General features: G+C 56.1%; 15 protein-coding genes. 9 read left to right on the forward strand and 6 right to left on the reverse strand.

The window, feature by feature from the left end; all coding sequences use genetic code 11:
• The coding region (locus HMPREF1985_RS11605; RefSeq protein ID WP_231385178.1) for a hypothetical protein at positions 1 to 308 on the forward strand (308 nt) is incomplete at its 5' end.
• Positions 309 to 311: 3 nt separating this feature from the next.
• Here HMPREF1985_RS11605 and HMPREF1985_RS07510 read toward each other — a convergent pair.
• Together HMPREF1985_RS07510 and HMPREF1985_RS07515 are read right to left on the reverse strand one after the other, a co-directional pair.
• Entirely contained in the window at positions 312 to 1,115 is an 804-nt protein-coding gene (locus HMPREF1985_RS07510; protein WP_231385179.1) for a class I SAM-dependent methyltransferase, read from the reverse strand.
• A 220-nt stretch (positions 1,116 to 1,335) separates the two neighbouring features.
• Positions 1,336 to 2,385, reverse strand: a complete 1,050-nt coding sequence (locus HMPREF1985_RS07515) for an oxidoreductase (protein WP_021771974.1) — start codon at positions 2,383 to 2,385, stop codon at positions 1,336 to 1,338.
• Between the two features lie 278 nt (positions 2,386 to 2,663).
• Here HMPREF1985_RS07515 and HMPREF1985_RS07520 point away from each other — a divergent pair, with 278 nt between their 5' ends.
• Positions 2,664 to 3,008: a winged helix-turn-helix transcriptional regulator gene (locus HMPREF1985_RS07520; RefSeq protein ID WP_021771975.1), complete on the forward strand. Its 345-nt coding sequence runs from the start codon at positions 2,664 to 2,666 to the stop codon at positions 3,006 to 3,008.
• An 84-nt stretch (positions 3,009 to 3,092) separates the two neighbouring features.
• Positions 3,093 to 3,662 (forward strand): RBBP9/YdeN family alpha/beta hydrolase, encoded by a 570-nt coding sequence (locus HMPREF1985_RS07525; protein WP_021771976.1) that lies wholly within the window; start codon positions 3,093 to 3,095, stop codon positions 3,660 to 3,662.
• 85 nt (positions 3,663 to 3,747) lie between these two features.
• On the opposite strand, the gene HMPREF1985_RS07530 is transcribed toward HMPREF1985_RS07525, so the two are convergent.
• From HMPREF1985_RS07530 to HMPREF1985_RS11330, 3 genes are all read right to left on the reverse strand, one after another.
• Positions 3,748 to 4,440 carry an aspartate/glutamate racemase family protein gene (locus HMPREF1985_RS07530; RefSeq protein WP_040637420.1) on the reverse strand — a complete coding sequence of 231 codons (693 nt, stop codon included), beginning with the start codon at positions 4,438 to 4,440 and terminating at the stop codon, positions 3,748 to 3,750.
• A 98-nt stretch (positions 4,441 to 4,538) separates the two neighbouring features.
• Positions 4,539 to 5,945, reverse strand: a complete 1,407-nt coding sequence (locus HMPREF1985_RS07535; protein WP_021771978.1) for an aminotransferase-like domain-containing protein — start codon at positions 5,943 to 5,945, stop codon at positions 4,539 to 4,541.
• A gap of 84 nt (positions 5,946 to 6,029) precedes the next feature.
• Positions 6,030 to 6,167 carry a hypothetical protein gene (locus HMPREF1985_RS11330; RefSeq protein ID WP_021771979.1) on the reverse strand — a complete coding sequence of 46 codons (138 nt, stop codon included), beginning with the start codon at positions 6,165 to 6,167 and terminating at the stop codon, positions 6,030 to 6,032.
• Positions 6,168 to 6,285: 118 nt separating this feature from the next.
• On the opposite strand from HMPREF1985_RS11330, the gene HMPREF1985_RS07540 reads away from it, so the two are divergent.
• The 4 genes from HMPREF1985_RS07540 (at position 6,286) to HMPREF1985_RS07555 (ending at position 11,387) form a co-directional block, all read left to right on the forward strand.
• Positions 6,286 to 8,031: an ABC transporter ATP-binding protein gene (locus HMPREF1985_RS07540; RefSeq protein ID WP_040637421.1), complete on the forward strand. Its 1,746-nt coding sequence runs from the start codon at positions 6,286 to 6,288 to the stop codon at positions 8,029 to 8,031.
• Positions 8,024 to 9,796 carry an ABC transporter ATP-binding protein gene (locus HMPREF1985_RS07545; protein WP_021771981.1) on the forward strand — a complete coding sequence of 591 codons (1,773 nt, stop codon included), beginning with the start codon at positions 8,024 to 8,026 and terminating at the stop codon, positions 9,794 to 9,796. The genes HMPREF1985_RS07540 and HMPREF1985_RS07545 overlap by 8 nt, the downstream gene beginning before the upstream one ends.
• Positions 9,797 to 10,113: 317 nt before the next feature.
• A complete protein-coding gene (locus HMPREF1985_RS07550) occupies positions 10,114 to 10,740 on the forward strand; it encodes a flavodoxin (protein WP_021771982.1) in 627 nt (208 codons plus the stop codon).
• On the forward strand, positions 10,737 to 11,387 hold the full coding sequence (locus HMPREF1985_RS07555; RefSeq protein ID WP_021771983.1) for a hypothetical protein: 651 nt from the start codon (positions 10,737 to 10,739) through the stop codon (positions 11,385 to 11,387). Before HMPREF1985_RS07550 ends, HMPREF1985_RS07555 begins: the two co-directional genes overlap by 4 nt.
• Before the next feature lie 320 nt (positions 11,388 to 11,707).
• Here the strand turns inward: HMPREF1985_RS07555 and HMPREF1985_RS07560 are convergent, their stop codons facing one another.
• On the reverse strand, positions 11,708 to 12,058 hold the full coding sequence (locus HMPREF1985_RS07560) for a hypothetical protein (RefSeq protein WP_040637458.1): 351 nt from the start codon (positions 12,056 to 12,058) through the stop codon (positions 11,708 to 11,710).
• A 207-nt stretch (positions 12,059 to 12,265) separates the two neighbouring features.
• Between HMPREF1985_RS07560 and iorA the strand changes: the two genes are divergently transcribed.
• Complete coding sequence (gene iorA / locus HMPREF1985_RS07565) at positions 12,266 to 14,122, forward strand: indolepyruvate ferredoxin oxidoreductase subunit alpha (RefSeq protein WP_021771986.1); 1,857 nt, start codon at positions 12,266 to 12,268, stop codon at positions 14,120 to 14,122.
• Complete coding sequence (locus HMPREF1985_RS07570; protein WP_021771987.1) at positions 14,122 to 14,760, forward strand: indolepyruvate oxidoreductase subunit beta; 639 nt, start codon at positions 14,122 to 14,124, stop codon at positions 14,758 to 14,760. The genes iorA and HMPREF1985_RS07570 overlap by 1 nt, the downstream gene beginning before the upstream one ends.
• Positions 14,761 to 14,770 lie beyond the last annotated feature (10 nt).

The raw sequence follows: 14,770 nt of genomic DNA on the forward strand, positions 1-14,770 counted from the left end.
CCACTGGGCTGGGATTCACCAAACGAATGTTTAGAAAAGCATTTGGCTCAGGGCAACATAGGATTGACAAACCTACAGACAAGGTATCGCGGACTCAGGAAGAACCTGCTCCAATTCCATTTGCTCGTTGCGTCGGCAAATCTCGTTATGTGTTTGAGGGCAGGAAGGCAGAGGGAGTTTTGCATGACGATGGGATAGGTGCGTCCCTTTCCCCGAATTTTCCGTTCAATCCGTTTCAATGGGGGATTTGGGAATGGAAAGAAAGAGATCGTGGCATGGTTGTCCGCTTTTTGCATGGAAAGCTGTAGATTTTATGCCTGCGGATCATGTGAACCTGATGATCCGTGGTTTTTCAGTGGCCCCTTGACCGATTTTGTTGCCATATAGGTTTTGATGTTCATGTCATGCAGCCTGCCAAAGCCATTGGTATCTTCATATAAATCAACCAACGTAAATCCTGCTTTCAGTTGTCCTCCGATCTGCTCGGTCATCGTATGAGAGAACTGCATCCCGGAGCGTTCCGCCAGCATATACTCCCTAGCTTTTTCATCTTTCAATGGATTGAACGGCATAGTCCAAACAATTTCTTTTTCTTCCTTGTCAACCATATAGTTGATTTCATTGTTCAATCCGGAAAGCAACATGCCGCCTTGTTTCAAAACGCGGTACGCTTCACGGAAGACAAACGCCACATCTTCCACATAGCAATTCGAAACAGGGTGGAATACAACATCAAAACGTTCCTCTGGAAAAGGGAATTTTTTCGTCATGTCCCCCTCGATCGCATCAATATGATAGCCCTCCCGCTCAGCTACCAACCATTCGGATTCGATCTGCTTCGAGGAGTAATCCAGCACGGTACACTCCGCGCCCAACGCATGAAAAATCGGCATTTGCTGACCGCCGCCCGATGCCAAGCCCAAGATCTTTTTTCCTTTCAGCGTCCCAAACCATTCATGCGGAACAAAAACCGTAGGGGTCAGCAAAACATTCCAATTTCCCTTCTTTGCTTCGAGATACTCCTCATGAGACGTAGGGTTTCCCCACATCCACCCTTCTTCAACCCACCGATCTATTGTTTCTTTATTGATATCTTGATAGGTCTTTGCAAGCAACGGCTTTCCCTCCCCTGTTTCAAATATAAAAATTATACCACAAGCGAGGAGAAGGTGCCGAATGATTCTTTGCAAAGGAAAAGAGAGTCCAAACGCTAGGCAGGGCGAATGGAAATCTCTTGTGCATGGGGGCAAGGGAGCTCCTTCAAGAAGCAGGCTCTCCCAGCCTCGAGAATGGAACGTACCATCGCACGCCCGCACGCCAACCGAGCCTTGAAGATCATCTTCGCGCAGGATTCTTTTTCCGCATCATGCGTGCGGGACATTTCCTGCCGTCGGTGAACCATCGACACGTTTTACAGCCAAAACAGGGGCGATAGTTCATATTCTCCATCGATCGCACGACAAATGATGGATCGGCGAGAAACGCCCTGCCATAGGCAACAAAATCACAGGAATGATGTTGCACGAGAACGTTGCCTCGTGCAAGCGTGTCAATCCCCCATACGGTGATGACGGGGATGCGTATGTGCGGCTTGATTGAAGAACCTGCGTATACAATGCTGCTATATCCATAATCGGCAGGCAGATGGAAGCTCCGTGCCTGCGGTATCCCGTGTGAGACGTGCAGCATTTCGATGCCGATAGCCTCAAGCGCCTGTGCTGCTGCAATATCCTCCTCCAGTGAATTTGTCCAGCCCATTCGATAGGACAGGATGAATCGGTCATCGGCGAATTTCTGAATGCCGCCCACGATCTCCCGGACAAGCGTCAGCCGCCCATACCGATCTCCTCCATATCGGTCGCTGCGTCGGTTCGCCTCGGCAGAGGCCATCATATTCAGGAAAAAACCATGTGCGCCGTGTAGTTCGACACCATCTGCTCCCGCACAGAAACAAATATATGCGGCATTTATAAAGTCCTCTCGTATGCGCTCCAAATCTGCTGTTGTCAGCGTGTTGACATCTTTGGAATCAAATGCCGAAACATCATATCCGCCTTTGCCCAGCTGTACAAAGAATCTGCTTCCGTACCTATGGCAACGATCTGCAAGCTGCTTCAGATAAGGAATATGTCGCTTGGAATACGCTCCTGCTCCACCGGATGTTCCGGCAGAACGCGCCATGGGATCGTCTGATGCGGATACGCTCAGAGACTGGCTGATGAGAAGCCCAATCCCTTGATCGCAATAGGCAAGGTATTCGCGGATAAGCATATCGCCCATAATCCCGTCATGGCAAGGAAACCCGAACCGTACCATCGGCGCCATAACGATTCTGTTTTTGAACCTCACCTTTTTGATCTGATCGGATGAAAAAATATGGCTCATATATGACTCCCTCCTAAGGAACCACGGATAAATTCAGCACCATCATCTTGGCGTATCTTTTTTGCCCGCTTTTCGTCGGCAAATCCTCCACAGAGCACCACTCTGCGTCCGGTTTGCCTCCTCAATCGGACGAAAAAATCTACGCCCATCTGACGGACTTCATTTTATCCGTGGTTCCCTAAATCTTGCTATTTTGGCCAATATCATTATAATCATGGTATACCATTCAATATAGTACGCACAAATTTGTAAGATACTATCCAAAAGGAGAGAATTACATGATTCAAATGATCTGCCGCAGCAAAAAGGCTCCGTTTTTATCCACCTTGGCCATCATCGGGGGCAAGTGGAAAATGCGCATTCTCTATGAGCTTTCCTGCGATTCCGTGTTACGATATGGCGCATTGAAACGAAATCTTTCTCCCATCACGCACAAAATGCTGAGCACGCAGCTGAAGGAGCTTGAAAAAGATGGCATGATTATACGCAAGGAATATCCACAGGTCCCCCCAAAGGTCGAATACTCCCTGTCCGATAAAGGAAAAACATTCATCCCCATCATCCATGCCATGTGCGATTGGGGAAAAGCGTATCCCATCAACAGCTCATTCGGCACTCACTAAAAAGTGCCTACTTGTGCCGGTCTCCGACACGCAGTAATATAAATCAAGCGTTTTACGACATATCATACGGCAAAGGAGAATGAAATGAACAAGCAGGCACAGGATAAGAACGGATATATCCTTCACGGGTTTGACGCATCATCCACGCGGCACTGGTTTCCCTGGCTGAACAAATTTCTGACAGACAAAGGCGCTATCACTGAATCCATCGATATGCCGACACCGGCACAGCCGGACTGCAGGACATGGCTGTCCTTTCTCTCCGAGCGTATCACGCGCATCTCATCAAACACCTATTTTGTTGCCCATAGTCTGGGATGCATTACAACGCTTCGATATTTGCAAACACTTGGTGCACCAATCGGCGGCGTTGTGCTCGTCTCCGGATTCGATCAGCCGATTCCAGGCTTTTCGTTCCTCGATGCATTCACCGCCACATCTCTAGACTATGACCTGCTTTCAAGAATCATTCCAAACAGAGCCGTTGTTTCCGCCATGGACGATCCGATCGTCCCTCATGAGTTCAGCCGCTCGTTTGCCGAACGATTCGACGCAGTCTTTTATGAGACCAAGACGGGCGGGCACTATCTGGACGCCGACGGCGTGACAACACTTCCCATAGTTGCCGATGTACTGTCTCGCATGATGAAATAATGGCAAATAGCATACCGTGCCCGATGAAGCAGAAAAGAGATTCCAAACGCTAGGCAGGGCGAATGGAATCTCTTTTTTCGCGTTTTTATTGTTCCAGTGATTTGAGTGCTGCTTGCTTCGCATGAATGCGTGTGGTATCAAAGAGTGGAATATCGGTATCGGATTGCTGGATAAGAAGTCCGATTTCCGTGCATCCCAGGATGATCCCCTGCGCCCCGTTTCGTGCGAGTTCATGCATAATGTCCAGATATGCGGCTTTGGACTTCTCAGAAATTTTTCCGAGACACAGTTCATCGTAGATAATGCGATTGACGATATCGACATCATCATCGTTCGGAATGATGACCTCAATCCCCTGTCTGATCAGAACGTTCTTATAGAAATCCTGCTGCATGGTGTATTTCGTGCCGAGCAGGCCGACTTTTCGGATGCCATGTTTCTTTAGCTGTACCGCGGTCATGTCCGCGATATGCAGGATGGGGATATGAATGTTCCTGCCGATTTCAGGCGCCACCTTGTGCATCGTATTGGTGCAGATTACGATATAATCCGCACCCGCCCGTTCCAGTGCTTGCGCGGCTTCAGACAAAACATCTGCGCTCTTGCCCCATTCCCCGCCCGCTTGATATTTCTCGATTTCATCAAAATCGACGCTGTATAGAATACATTTTGCAGAGTGCAGGCCACCCAACTGCTTTTTTATCGTTTCGTTGATGACCTGATAGTATGTCACGGTGCTTTCCCAGCTCATACCACCGATCAGTCCTATTGTTTTCATCCTAATCACCTCTGCCATTACGATAGCACCGCCCGTCCGTCATGACAAGGTAAAATATTGTAGGGAGAACAATTCACCCTGCTCTGCCTTTATTCTTCCTATAGGATCAATGTATCCGTCTGCGGCTGGCTCGTATTTTCCTCTATCAGATCATGGACGATCCGCAGTCCGCGCGCCAGCTCCTCATTCGTTGGCGGCGAGCAGAGGGCGAGGCGAATAAAGGAATGCTCCGCCTCGCTGCCGACGGCAAAGCGATCCGACGAGAGGACACGCACTCCGCGATGCTGCGCCTGTGCCTCGAAATTCGCTCCACCGCATCCCGCAGGCAGCGTCATCCATTGGAAGAAGCTGCGTGTATTCCCCGTATGTGCAGGGAAGATCCTTCGAAAGATGCGATTGCGCTCCTCGGTCAGCCGGCATTTCTCCTCGATGATGTGCTCTGCGGTTCCGCTCACAATCAGCTCCGATGCGATCTCCGCACTCAGCGGCGGGATTGCCATACTGAGGCTGCGTGCCGCTCTCCGAATGCGCTGCCGAAAATGCGCTGGGACAAGCATGTATGCGACACGCAGTCCAGGACAGGCAAGTTTTGACAGGCTGTGCAGATAAACGGACTGCCGCGGGAGGAGCACGGTCATGGGCGCAGCGTTCTCGCGTGCCGTAAAGCCGTAGGCATCGTCCTCAATCAAAAGCATATTGTGCTTGCGCAGCACCGCTGCAATCGCCCTGCGCCGCTCCTCGGATATGACGATGCCGGTCGGATTCGCGCAGGATGGCATAAGATAGATCCCCTTGATGTTTATCTGCTGCCGCTGCTGTGCGAGCGCATCCGGCAGCATCCCGTCCGCATCTCCCTCGATGGGGATGAGGCGGATGTTCAGCTGTTTTGCAAGGCTGATAAAATTCGCGTACGTATACCGGTCCACCGCAATTCGATCCCCTGCATCGAACAGCGCAGTGAGTGCGATTGCAAGTGCACTCTGCGTGCCGGCAGCAAGAAGGAGATTCGTCGGCTCTGCCGCAAGAGAAAAACGCGCGAGCCAGCGGCACGCAGTCCGTGCATGACGCTCCTCATCCTTTGCACCGAGAAGCGCAAAGAGGTGCGCCGTCTCCCTGCCGCGCAGAATCTCCCGCGCGGTATCTGCGAGAACCTCGCTAAGCGCATCGTAGGGATGTATGCTGCCAAGTTCGATAAGGGATTTTTTCGTATCTCCTGTTGTATTCGACAATGCTGCATTCGGCGAGACGAATGTCCCGCGCCCAATGACCGCATAGATCAGTCCCTTGTCCGTGCAAATACGAAAGGCACGCGTCACCGTGCTCAGGTTCAGATCGAGGAAGTCGGCAAGCTCCCGCTGCGGCGGTAGTTTTGCATGCGGCGGCAGCCGTCCGCTGAGGATGTCGCGCTCGAGCCAAGCGGCAAGTGCACGATAAAGCGGGGGATGGAGCCCCGCGCGTGCGGGACGCCACGTCATCGGATAATCGTCGAACGAATTGATGGGCATAGGACATCTCCTGCAACATTGTCATACATACAATTTTACGGTTGAAATCATACAATAGGCAGTCTAACATAATAATTGTACGTATTATATCATAGGAGAGATGACCGTGGATAGGAAAAACAGCGTTGCTTCAACGAGCACAACGGCATCGGTTCCCTTCATATCCTGCTCTTTATCCTCGTCGGTTCGTTTCTGTCCATCTTCGACCCGTTCGTTATCCATGTCGCCGCACCCGCCATCATTACCTCAGGAATTATCGAATTTTTCCGCTTGCCACAAATTTCATATCACCTTATAATTGATAACGAAATTCAATCGCGTTAATTATGGAGGATTTCCTATGAAAAACACAAGCCCTATGCGGCGACTTTGGCAGCTCGCCGCTGCGGAGCACGGGCGGCTGCGCACGGCGATTGCACTTGCGGCGCTCGGCGTACTTGCGGGGATTGTTCCCTACTGGGCGGCGGCAAAGATGATTACAGCGCTCCTCTCCGGTGCAGCGGAGCCACGCTTCTATCTCGTCCTATGCCTTACTGCCTTCGTCGGCTATGCCTTGCGCAGCATCCTGTATGCGCAGGCTCTTGCGCTGTCGCATCGTGCGGCATTTGCCGTCCTGCGCGGCATCCGCACGCGCGTCCTCGAGAAGCTGCCAAAGCTCCCGCTCGGTGTCGTGATCGATCATGCAAGCGGCGCGATGAAGCACACGATTGTCGATCAGGTCGAGAGCATGGAGCGCACGATTGCGCACCTGTGGCCGGAGATGACAGCGAATACGTTCGGTCCCCTATGCATCTTCGTCTATTTGCTCTTTCTCGACTGGCGCATGGCGCTGCTCTCGCTCGTCTCCATCCCCGTCGGCATGGTCTTTATGGCGATTGTCATGCGCGACTACGAGGAAAGATACGCGGGTGCCGTGCAGGCGACGGACGAGATGAACGCCGCCGTCGTCGAATACATCGGCGGCATCGAGGTCATCAAGGCATTCAACCAAGGCACGGCATCCTACGAAACGTTCTCGGAAAAGGTACGCGCAAACGCTTCGTACTACTACCACTGGATGCTGCACTGCCAGCTGCCGATGTCCGTCGGCAAGGTGGTATCCCCGACCACGCTCATCACAATCCTGCCTGTGGGCTGGCTTTGGTATCAAGACGGCACCCTTCCGATGGACGTGTTTATCCAGACGATCATCCTCTCCCTCGGGATCGCAGGGCCTCTGCTCGCGTCCATGAGCTTCATCGACGCACTGGCAAAGGTCGGTACGACCGTCGATGCCGTCGATGCCTTTCTATCGGCTGAGGAGCAGCACCATGCAACGGAACCGATCCCCGTTGGGACGACGGACATCTCGGTGGAACAAGTCTCCTTCGCCTATGATGGAAAGAAAACGGTCCTGAACAATATCCGTCTCACTATTCCAAGCGGCACGCTGAACGCATTTGTCGGCGCAAGCGGCAGCGGGAAATCGACGCTCGCGCGGCTCATCGCCGGCTATTGGGATGTGCAGGACGGCAGCATCCGCATCGGCGGACACGATCTGAAGGACATCCCCCTTCCTCAGCTCTATGATCTGGTCTCCTTCGTCGCGCAGGACACCTATCTCTTTGACGACACGATCCGCGAGAACATCCGTCTCGGCAAGCCATCGGCGCGTGATACACAAGTCGAGCGTGCAGCAGAAATGGCAGGCTGTGCAGCGTTCATCCGACGGCTCGCACACGGCTACGACACGCGCGTCGGCAGCGGCGGCAGCCATCTCTCGGGCGGCGAGCGGCAGCGCATCGCGATTGCACGCGCCATGCTGAAGGACGCACCCATCGTCATTCTCGACGAGGCGACGGCATACATCGACCCGGAGAACGAGGCGGTCATTCAACGCGCCGTCGCCCAGCTGATCGCGGGAAAGACCGTCATCATCATTGCACACCGCCTCTCTACCATCATCGATGCGGATACGATCTTCCTCATTGCGGACGGCACAGTCGCGGCACAGGGGACGCACGCGCAGCTCCTTGACGGCTGTGCGGAATACCGCAGCATGTGGCAGGCACACATCAGCGCAAAGGACGGTGACGCAGATGATTGACGCACTCAAAAAAATATGGGCGTTTGCAGGCAGCGAGCGAAAAAATCTCAACCGCTCGGTGCTGCTCGGTGTGCTCTACGCCATATTCCACGCCCTGCAGATCGCAGCACTCTACGTCGTCCTGAAGGGGCTCATCGAGCACGCGAACGGCATGGATACGGCGATGCAGGCACTCATAATCCTCGCTGCCAGCATCCTCGGACGCTCCGTCGTCGAGTATATCTCGCAGCTGCAGCGCGTCCATGCAGGCTACTTCATGGCGGCGAACAAGCGTATCGCCATCGGAGAGCGTCTCAAACGCGTCCCGATGGGCTATTTTAACGAGAGCAGCCTCGGACGGATCACGGGCATCGCAACAACTGTGCTGGGCAATGTGGAGGAAACTGCCTCCATGGTCCTCGTCAGTACGCTGACCGGCTTCCTGAACACGCTCATCCTCATCCCGATGGTCTTTGTCTTCGACATCCGCATCGGCGCCGTCTTCCTTGCCGGCATCGCCGTCTATCTGTGGGTCACAGCGGCCATGGAGGAAAAATCCCGCATGCTCGCACCGAAACGGCAGGCAGCACAAGCATCGCTTGTCGAGGCTGTACTGGAGCAGCTGCACGGAATGCACGTCATCAAGGCCTTCAACCTCACGGGCAGGGGCGATAGAAAGGTGCGCGATGCGCTTGCCGAAAGCGAGCGAGCCAACCTTGCACTGGAGCGTCTCTTTACCCCATACGTGGCTGCACAGGAACTCATCCTGCGTTTTTTCAGCATCCTGATCATCGCCGCCGCACTCTATGCACATTGCACCGGAACCATGTCCCTGCTCGATGTGATGATGTGCATGGTCTTCTCCTTCATCGCCTATCAGCAGCTCGAATCTGCGGGCAGTGCGCTCTCTCTGCTCCGCGTCGTCTGTGCCTCCATCGACGAGGCAAACGAAACAGATGCCATCCCACAGCTCGATGAAAGCGGAATAGATATTGTCCCCGCGCACCATGATATCACGTTTGACCGCATATCCTTTTCCTACGGGGAAAGACCGCTCCTCCGCGACATTTCCGCAGAGATCCCCGAACGCAGCCTGACGGCGATTGTCGGGCCGAGCGGCTCCGGCAAGACGACGCTGTGCCATCTCATTGCGCGGTTCTGGGATGTCGATGCCGGCACCATTGCCATTGGCGGACACAATGTCAAGGAGTATACGCTCGCGTCCCTGATGGCACAGATCAGCATCGTATTTCAGCGCGTCTATCTCTTCCGCGACACCATCGAAAACAACATCCGTTTCGGACGGCCGCAGGCGAGCCGCGCGGAGGTCATCACGGCAGCAAAAAAGGCAGCGTGCCATGATTTCATCATGCAGCTGCCGAACGGATATGAGACAATGGTCGGCGAGGGTGGCGCAACCCTTTCGGGCGGCGAAAAGCAGCGCATTTCCATCGCCCGTGCCATCCTCAAGGACGCGCCCATCATCATCTTTGACGAGGCGACGGCGAACGTCGATCCGGAGAACGAGGATCGGCTGCAGCAGGCCATCGAGGCACTGACGCAGGACAAGACGGTCATCATGATCGCCCATCGGCTGAACACGGTTCGAAACGCCGCGCAGATCCTCGTCGTAGCAGACGGCAGGATCGTCCAGCGCGGAACGCACGAAGAACTGATCGCAGCGGACGGCATCTACGCCGACTTCATCGCGGCGCGAGAGATCGCCGTCGGGTGGAGGCTGTCACCTTCGCCGGATCCGTCCAAAATTGAAAGATCGCGGACATAAAGGCATATCCTCTCGCAAACGGGACAGGATAATTTCTGGTTCCTTGCAATAGCAATAAGTGGACGCAGCCTTCTTTGAACGCATCTGCAAGCTTGCTGAACGCACTGCCGTTATCGCTGGCAATGCTCCCCAAATCCGACGATTTTGGCGGCAATGATGGCGCTTCTGCATGTTCTTTTTAAGTGTCCGATTTCATTTTGCAATCAACTTACAATGACCCCAAATAAATAGTCACAGAAAAAGAGATTTCAAGCGCCGCATGCGACGAATGGAAGCTTTTCTGTGGATGGGGGTGTGCGTTTCTAGGAGGGATTCACATGAAAAAACTTCTTGTAGTTCTCACAATGTTTGCCGCTGCACTCCTCGTGACGGCATGCGGCGGCAACGCTGCGCAGGACACGAAGGCAGCCCCGGCAAAGACGGAGACCGCTTCGACGCAGACCACTGCAGCAACGGACAGCAAGACGCTCGTCGTCTATTTCTCGGCACAAGGGCACACGAAGCAGCTCGCGGAGACGACGGCAAAGGCACTTGGCGCAGATCTTGCGGAGATCATCCCCGCCGAACCATACACGGCGCATGACCTCGACTACAAAGACAGGACGACACGCGCGACGGTCGAGCAGAACGATCCTGCCGCGCGCCCCGCGATTGCAAACAAGATCGGGAATATGGCGCAGTACGATACCGTCGTCATCGCTTATCCGATCTGGTGGGCGCAGGAGCCGCGCATTGTCGACACCTTTGTCGAGAGCTACGACTTTACCGGCAAGACGCTCGTTCCCATCTGCACCTCGGGCGGCAGCGACATCGGACGCAGCGGGGAGGCGCTTGCCACCATTGCGAGGGGCGCTGCGACGTGGAAGGCTGGAAAGCTCTTTTCGCCGACTGCCTCCGCCGATGAAATTGCCGCTTACTTCAAATCCATCGGCGTAACGAAGTGAACGGGCGAAATGCGCTCAACCTGCTGCTCCTCGCAGGGCTTCTGACGCTCCTCTCTTTCTCGCAACTGCCGCGCGTCGTGCATGAAATAGTCGGTGTTCTGATGCTTGCCGCGATCCTTGCCCACCTTGGATATGCACGCGGCTGGCTGCGCGGACTCACGCGCGGACGATGGACTGTGCGGCGCATGCTTGGGGCCGTTCTGAATGCCCTGCTCGCGCTGAATGCCGCAACCATCCTTGTAACCGGCGTGATGGCGTCAAACTTTCTTTTCATCGAGCTTGTACCGCTCGAGCTGCACCGGAATCTGGCGCTTCATCAGCTGCATACGGCACTCGGGTGGTCGATGCCCATTCTCGTCGGACTGCATATCGGACTGCACGGCGCGGCACTCTGGCACCGCTTCGGCATTTTGCGCGGGGCGCGCCGTGCCCGTCTCGTATGTGGAGGATTGGCTCTCTTGACCATGCTGCTCGGCATTTACGCCTCCGTATTGAACCGTGTCGGCGACCGTCTGCGCATGGAGCACATCTTTGCGACCGAGGCGGCCGCCCTGCCGGGCATGATATTTGCTCTGCTCATCCTTGCGATGATCGGTATGTATGCCGTTCTAGGCGCAGGTTTCGCCGCGCTTATCGGGAAAAAATAGGAGGATTTATCAAAGCGTACGCTCTACATGATGGATGAATCGATTCGCAGTCTGCATGCAGGAAAAATTTCTGCACCGACTGCCCGCTCCAAATTCTGAATACGCAGGTGGTGCACGCATCCCACTGTGCCGTTCATATGGTTCTCCATCCGTGTGTCCTTTTTTGCCATTTGTTTCATCGCTTTTAGCTTAAAGACGCTTTTAGCTTAAAGACAAAAATAGAAAAAAGCGCAGCAGCACGATGGCTGCTACGCTTGGGCCTCCCCTTGGTGCAATGCGCCCGTTGCATCGATAAGCAGATGGATCCTTTAAACGAATCCTTATCCGAGGAGAACGGACGCGTTGTCGAGTATGGTTTTGCCGTTCGAGCAGGCGGGGCAGAAACACGTGTCGCCGCCTTTCGCCTTGACTTCGTTCGCCTGTGCGAGCAGGGACGCCGCCGTATCCGCGCCGAAGATCTCCTTCGCCTTGTCGGAGGCAAAGAACGGGATGACGGCGTCGATGCTCTGCACGTCTTCCTTGAGCTCCGCGAGGAGCGCCTTTGCCGCCTCCTTTTCATCCGCCTTGCCGACGGCGGCGCGGTAGGCCTCCGCCTTCTTCTTGAGCCCTGCATAGCAGCTCGGCGCGGCGATTACGGCGTCAACGTGTTTCAAGAGCGCTTCCTTTGTCATATGGATCATCCTTTCTTTGAGGCATGTTCTTATATCCATTTCGTCCATTTCCCTGCAGAAGGATCCGTCTGACGACGGCTCCTTCTGCAGGCTCAGTATAGCCTTTTTCATTTGCGGCGTCAATTATTATAATTTCCGGTAAAATTTCCTATTTGGTGCAATTTATATTATAATAACAGGGTATTGTATCAATGAGGAGCAAGGTATATGCACACAGAGTATTTGATGGGCAACGAGGCGATGGCGCTCGGCGCGCTTGCGGCGGGCGTGAACGTCGTCGCGGGCTACCCCGGCACGCCGTCGACGGAGGTGCTCGAGACCGTCGCGAAGCACAATGCGAAGGGGCGCGTCCACGTCGAATGGTCGACGAATGAGAAAGCGGCGATGGAGGTCGGCGCAGGCGCGGCGTATTCCGGCGCACGCGTGCTCGTGACGATGAAGCAAGTCGGCCTGAACGTCGCCGCCGATCCGTTGATGAGCCTTGCCTACATCGGCGTCACGGGCGGCATGGTCGTGCTCGTCGCCGACGATCCAGGCCCCATCTCTTCGCAGACGGAGCAGGACACGCGCCACTTCGCCTCGTTTGCGAAGGTGCCCTGCTTCGATCCGTCGAGCGTTGCAGAAGCGTACGCGATGATGGAGGAGGCGTTTGCCTTTTCCGAGCGCTACCATACGCCCGTATTGTTCCGCCCGACGACGCGCATCGACCACGGGTACGCCGCGATTATGGTCAAGGACGAGGCGGAGTACGCCGTGCACGAGCCGCAAGGATTTGTGCGCGACCCTTCCAAATGGGTGATTTTCCCGCGCCTTTCGACGCGCGCGCACGCTGCGATCGAGGCGCGCAACGCAGCGCTTTCGAAGGTGTTTTCGGGCTATGCGCGCAACGCCATCGCGCATGCGGACAGCCTGAGCCGCAAGGGCATCGCCTCGCACGGCGTCAGCTGGTCCTACGTGCAGGAGAAGGCTTTGGAGCAGGAGGCGGCGGGCGCGGAGCTGCCGCGCGTGTTCAAGGTCTCGACGCCGTTCCCGTTCCCTGAGGAGCAGGCCGTCGCCTTTTTGGAGGGACTCGACGAAGTGCTCTGCATGGAGGAGCTCGATCCCGTGATCGAGCGCGCGCTCACGTACGTATGCGGCAAGTATCGGCTCGCCGTCCGCATCCGCGGCAAGCTTACGGGCGATGTGGCGGCGTCGGGCGAGAATACGCGCGACGCGGTCGACGCGGCGGTCGCATCGTTTATGGGCTGGGCGCGTGCGGAGGAGGCGGAGCTTCCGGTGCCGCCGGTTTCGGTCGTGCGGCCGCCCGTGCTCTGCGCAGGCTGCCCGCACCGCGCTTCGTTTTACGCGGTCAAACTCGCGATGAAGGGGCAGAAATGCGTTTTCGCCGGCGACATCGGCTGCTACACGCTCGGGAATGCGCAGCCGCTCGACATGGTCGACACGTGCCTTTGCATGGGTGCGGGGCTCGGCATTGCGCAGGGCATCGGCATGACGTCGAAGGATACGAAGTGCTTCGCCTTCGTCGGCGATTCGACATTTTTCGCGTCGGCGATTGCGGGCGCGATAAACGGCGTCTACAATCAGGCGGACTTCACGCTCGTCGTGCTCGACAATTCGACGACGGCGATGACGGGGCATCAGCCGCACCCAGGCACGGGGCGCACGATGATGGGCGAGGTCGCGCGAAAGATTTCGATAGAGGCGACGCTGAAGGGCATCGGCGTCCAGACGGTTCGCACGCTCGATCCGCTCGATTTCAAGGCGAGCGTCTCCGCTGTGCGCGAGGTCGCTGCGGAGAAGGGCGTCAAGGCGATCGTATTCCGTTCGCCTTGCATCGCCATTGCAGCACCGCGCGGCATGGCGCATATCGACGAGGCGAAATGTACGCGCTGCCGCGCGTGCATCCGCTCGATCGGCTGCCCCGGCATCGTCGTAAAGGACGGTGCGGTCGTCATTGCGCCCGCGCAGTGCACGGGCTGCGGGCTATGCACGGAGGTCTGCCCGTTCGGGGCGATTTCCGTCACGCCGGCAAAAGCGCGGGTAGAGAAGGGGGGCGAGGCGTGATGGCATATAATATCTTGCTGGCGGGCGTCGGCGGACAGGGTACGGTGCTCGCCTCGAAGCTCATCGCGGCGGCGAGCGTCGCAAAGGGGCTTCCCGTCATGAGCGCGGAGACGATCGGCATGGCACAGAAGGGCGGCTCGGTCTTTTCCCATCTGCGCGTCGGCGCGGGTGCGAAGAGCCCGATGATACGGCGCGGCGAGGCCGACCTCCTGCTCGCGTTCGAGCCTGCCGAGGCGGTGCGCATGCTGCCGTACCTCAAGGCAGATGGCGTGCTCATCGCAAACCGCTCGCCCATCATGCCCGTGACAGCAGCGCTTCGCGGCACGGACTACACGGGCCATGAGATGGTCGCCTACCTCAAGGCGCATGTGAAGCGCCTTTGCGTGCTCGACGGCGAGGCTGCCGTCCGCACGGTCGGCAATCCGAAGGCGCTCAATGTCATCCTGCTTGGCGCCGCGCTTGAGGCGGGGGCGCTGCCCTTCCTCACGGCGGACGACGTGCTCGCAGCGATCCGCGCGCGCGTGCGGCCGCAGTATGCCGCGCTCAATGCGCGCGCGCTTTGCTATGTGCGCGCGCATGCAGGCGCAATGGAATCCATGTGGGAAACGGGGCATCCGGCAACGTCCCCAAAGAAATGATAGAAAAGAA

The organism is Mitsuokella sp. oral taxon 131 str. W9106 (assembly GCF_000469545.1).
Classification (GTDB): Bacteria; Bacillota; Negativicutes; order Selenomonadales; family Selenomonadaceae; genus AWVT01.

Coding starts and splice junctions, on each gene's coding strand:
- HMPREF1985_RS07560 (WP_040637458.1), bottom strand. CDS start 12,058: ATGACAAAGGAAGCGCTCTTGAAACACGTTGACGCCGTAATCGCCGCG.
- HMPREF1985_RS07515 (WP_021771974.1), bottom strand. CDS start 2,385: ATGAGCCATATTTTTTCATCCGATCAGATCAAAAAGGTGAGGTTCAAA.
- HMPREF1985_RS07530 (WP_040637420.1), bottom strand. CDS start 4,440: ATGAAAACAATAGGACTGATCGGTGGTATGAGCTGGGAAAGCACCGTG.
- HMPREF1985_RS11330 (WP_021771979.1), bottom strand. CDS start 6,167: ATGGATAACGAACGGGTCGAAGATGGACAGAAACGAACCGACGAGGAT.
- HMPREF1985_RS07520 (WP_021771975.1), top strand. CDS start 2,664: ATGATTCAAATGATCTGCCGCAGCAAAAAGGCTCCGTTTTTATCCACC.
- HMPREF1985_RS07550 (WP_021771982.1), top strand. CDS start 10,114: ATGAAAAAACTTCTTGTAGTTCTCACAATGTTTGCCGCTGCACTCCTC.
- iorA (WP_021771986.1), top strand. CDS start 12,266: ATGCACACAGAGTATTTGATGGGCAACGAGGCGATGGCGCTCGGCGCG.
- HMPREF1985_RS07570 (WP_021771987.1), top strand. CDS start 14,122: ATGGCATATAATATCTTGCTGGCGGGCGTCGGCGGACAGGGTACGGTG.
- HMPREF1985_RS07540 (WP_040637421.1), top strand. CDS start 6,286: ATGAAAAACACAAGCCCTATGCGGCGACTTTGGCAGCTCGCCGCTGCG.
- HMPREF1985_RS07535 (WP_021771978.1), bottom strand. CDS start 5,945: ATGCCCATCAATTCGTTCGACGATTATCCGATGACGTGGCGTCCCGCA.
- HMPREF1985_RS07525 (WP_021771976.1), top strand. CDS start 3,093: ATGAACAAGCAGGCACAGGATAAGAACGGATATATCCTTCACGGGTTT.
- HMPREF1985_RS07545 (WP_021771981.1), top strand. CDS start 8,024: ATGATTGACGCACTCAAAAAAATATGGGCGTTTGCAGGCAGCGAGCGA.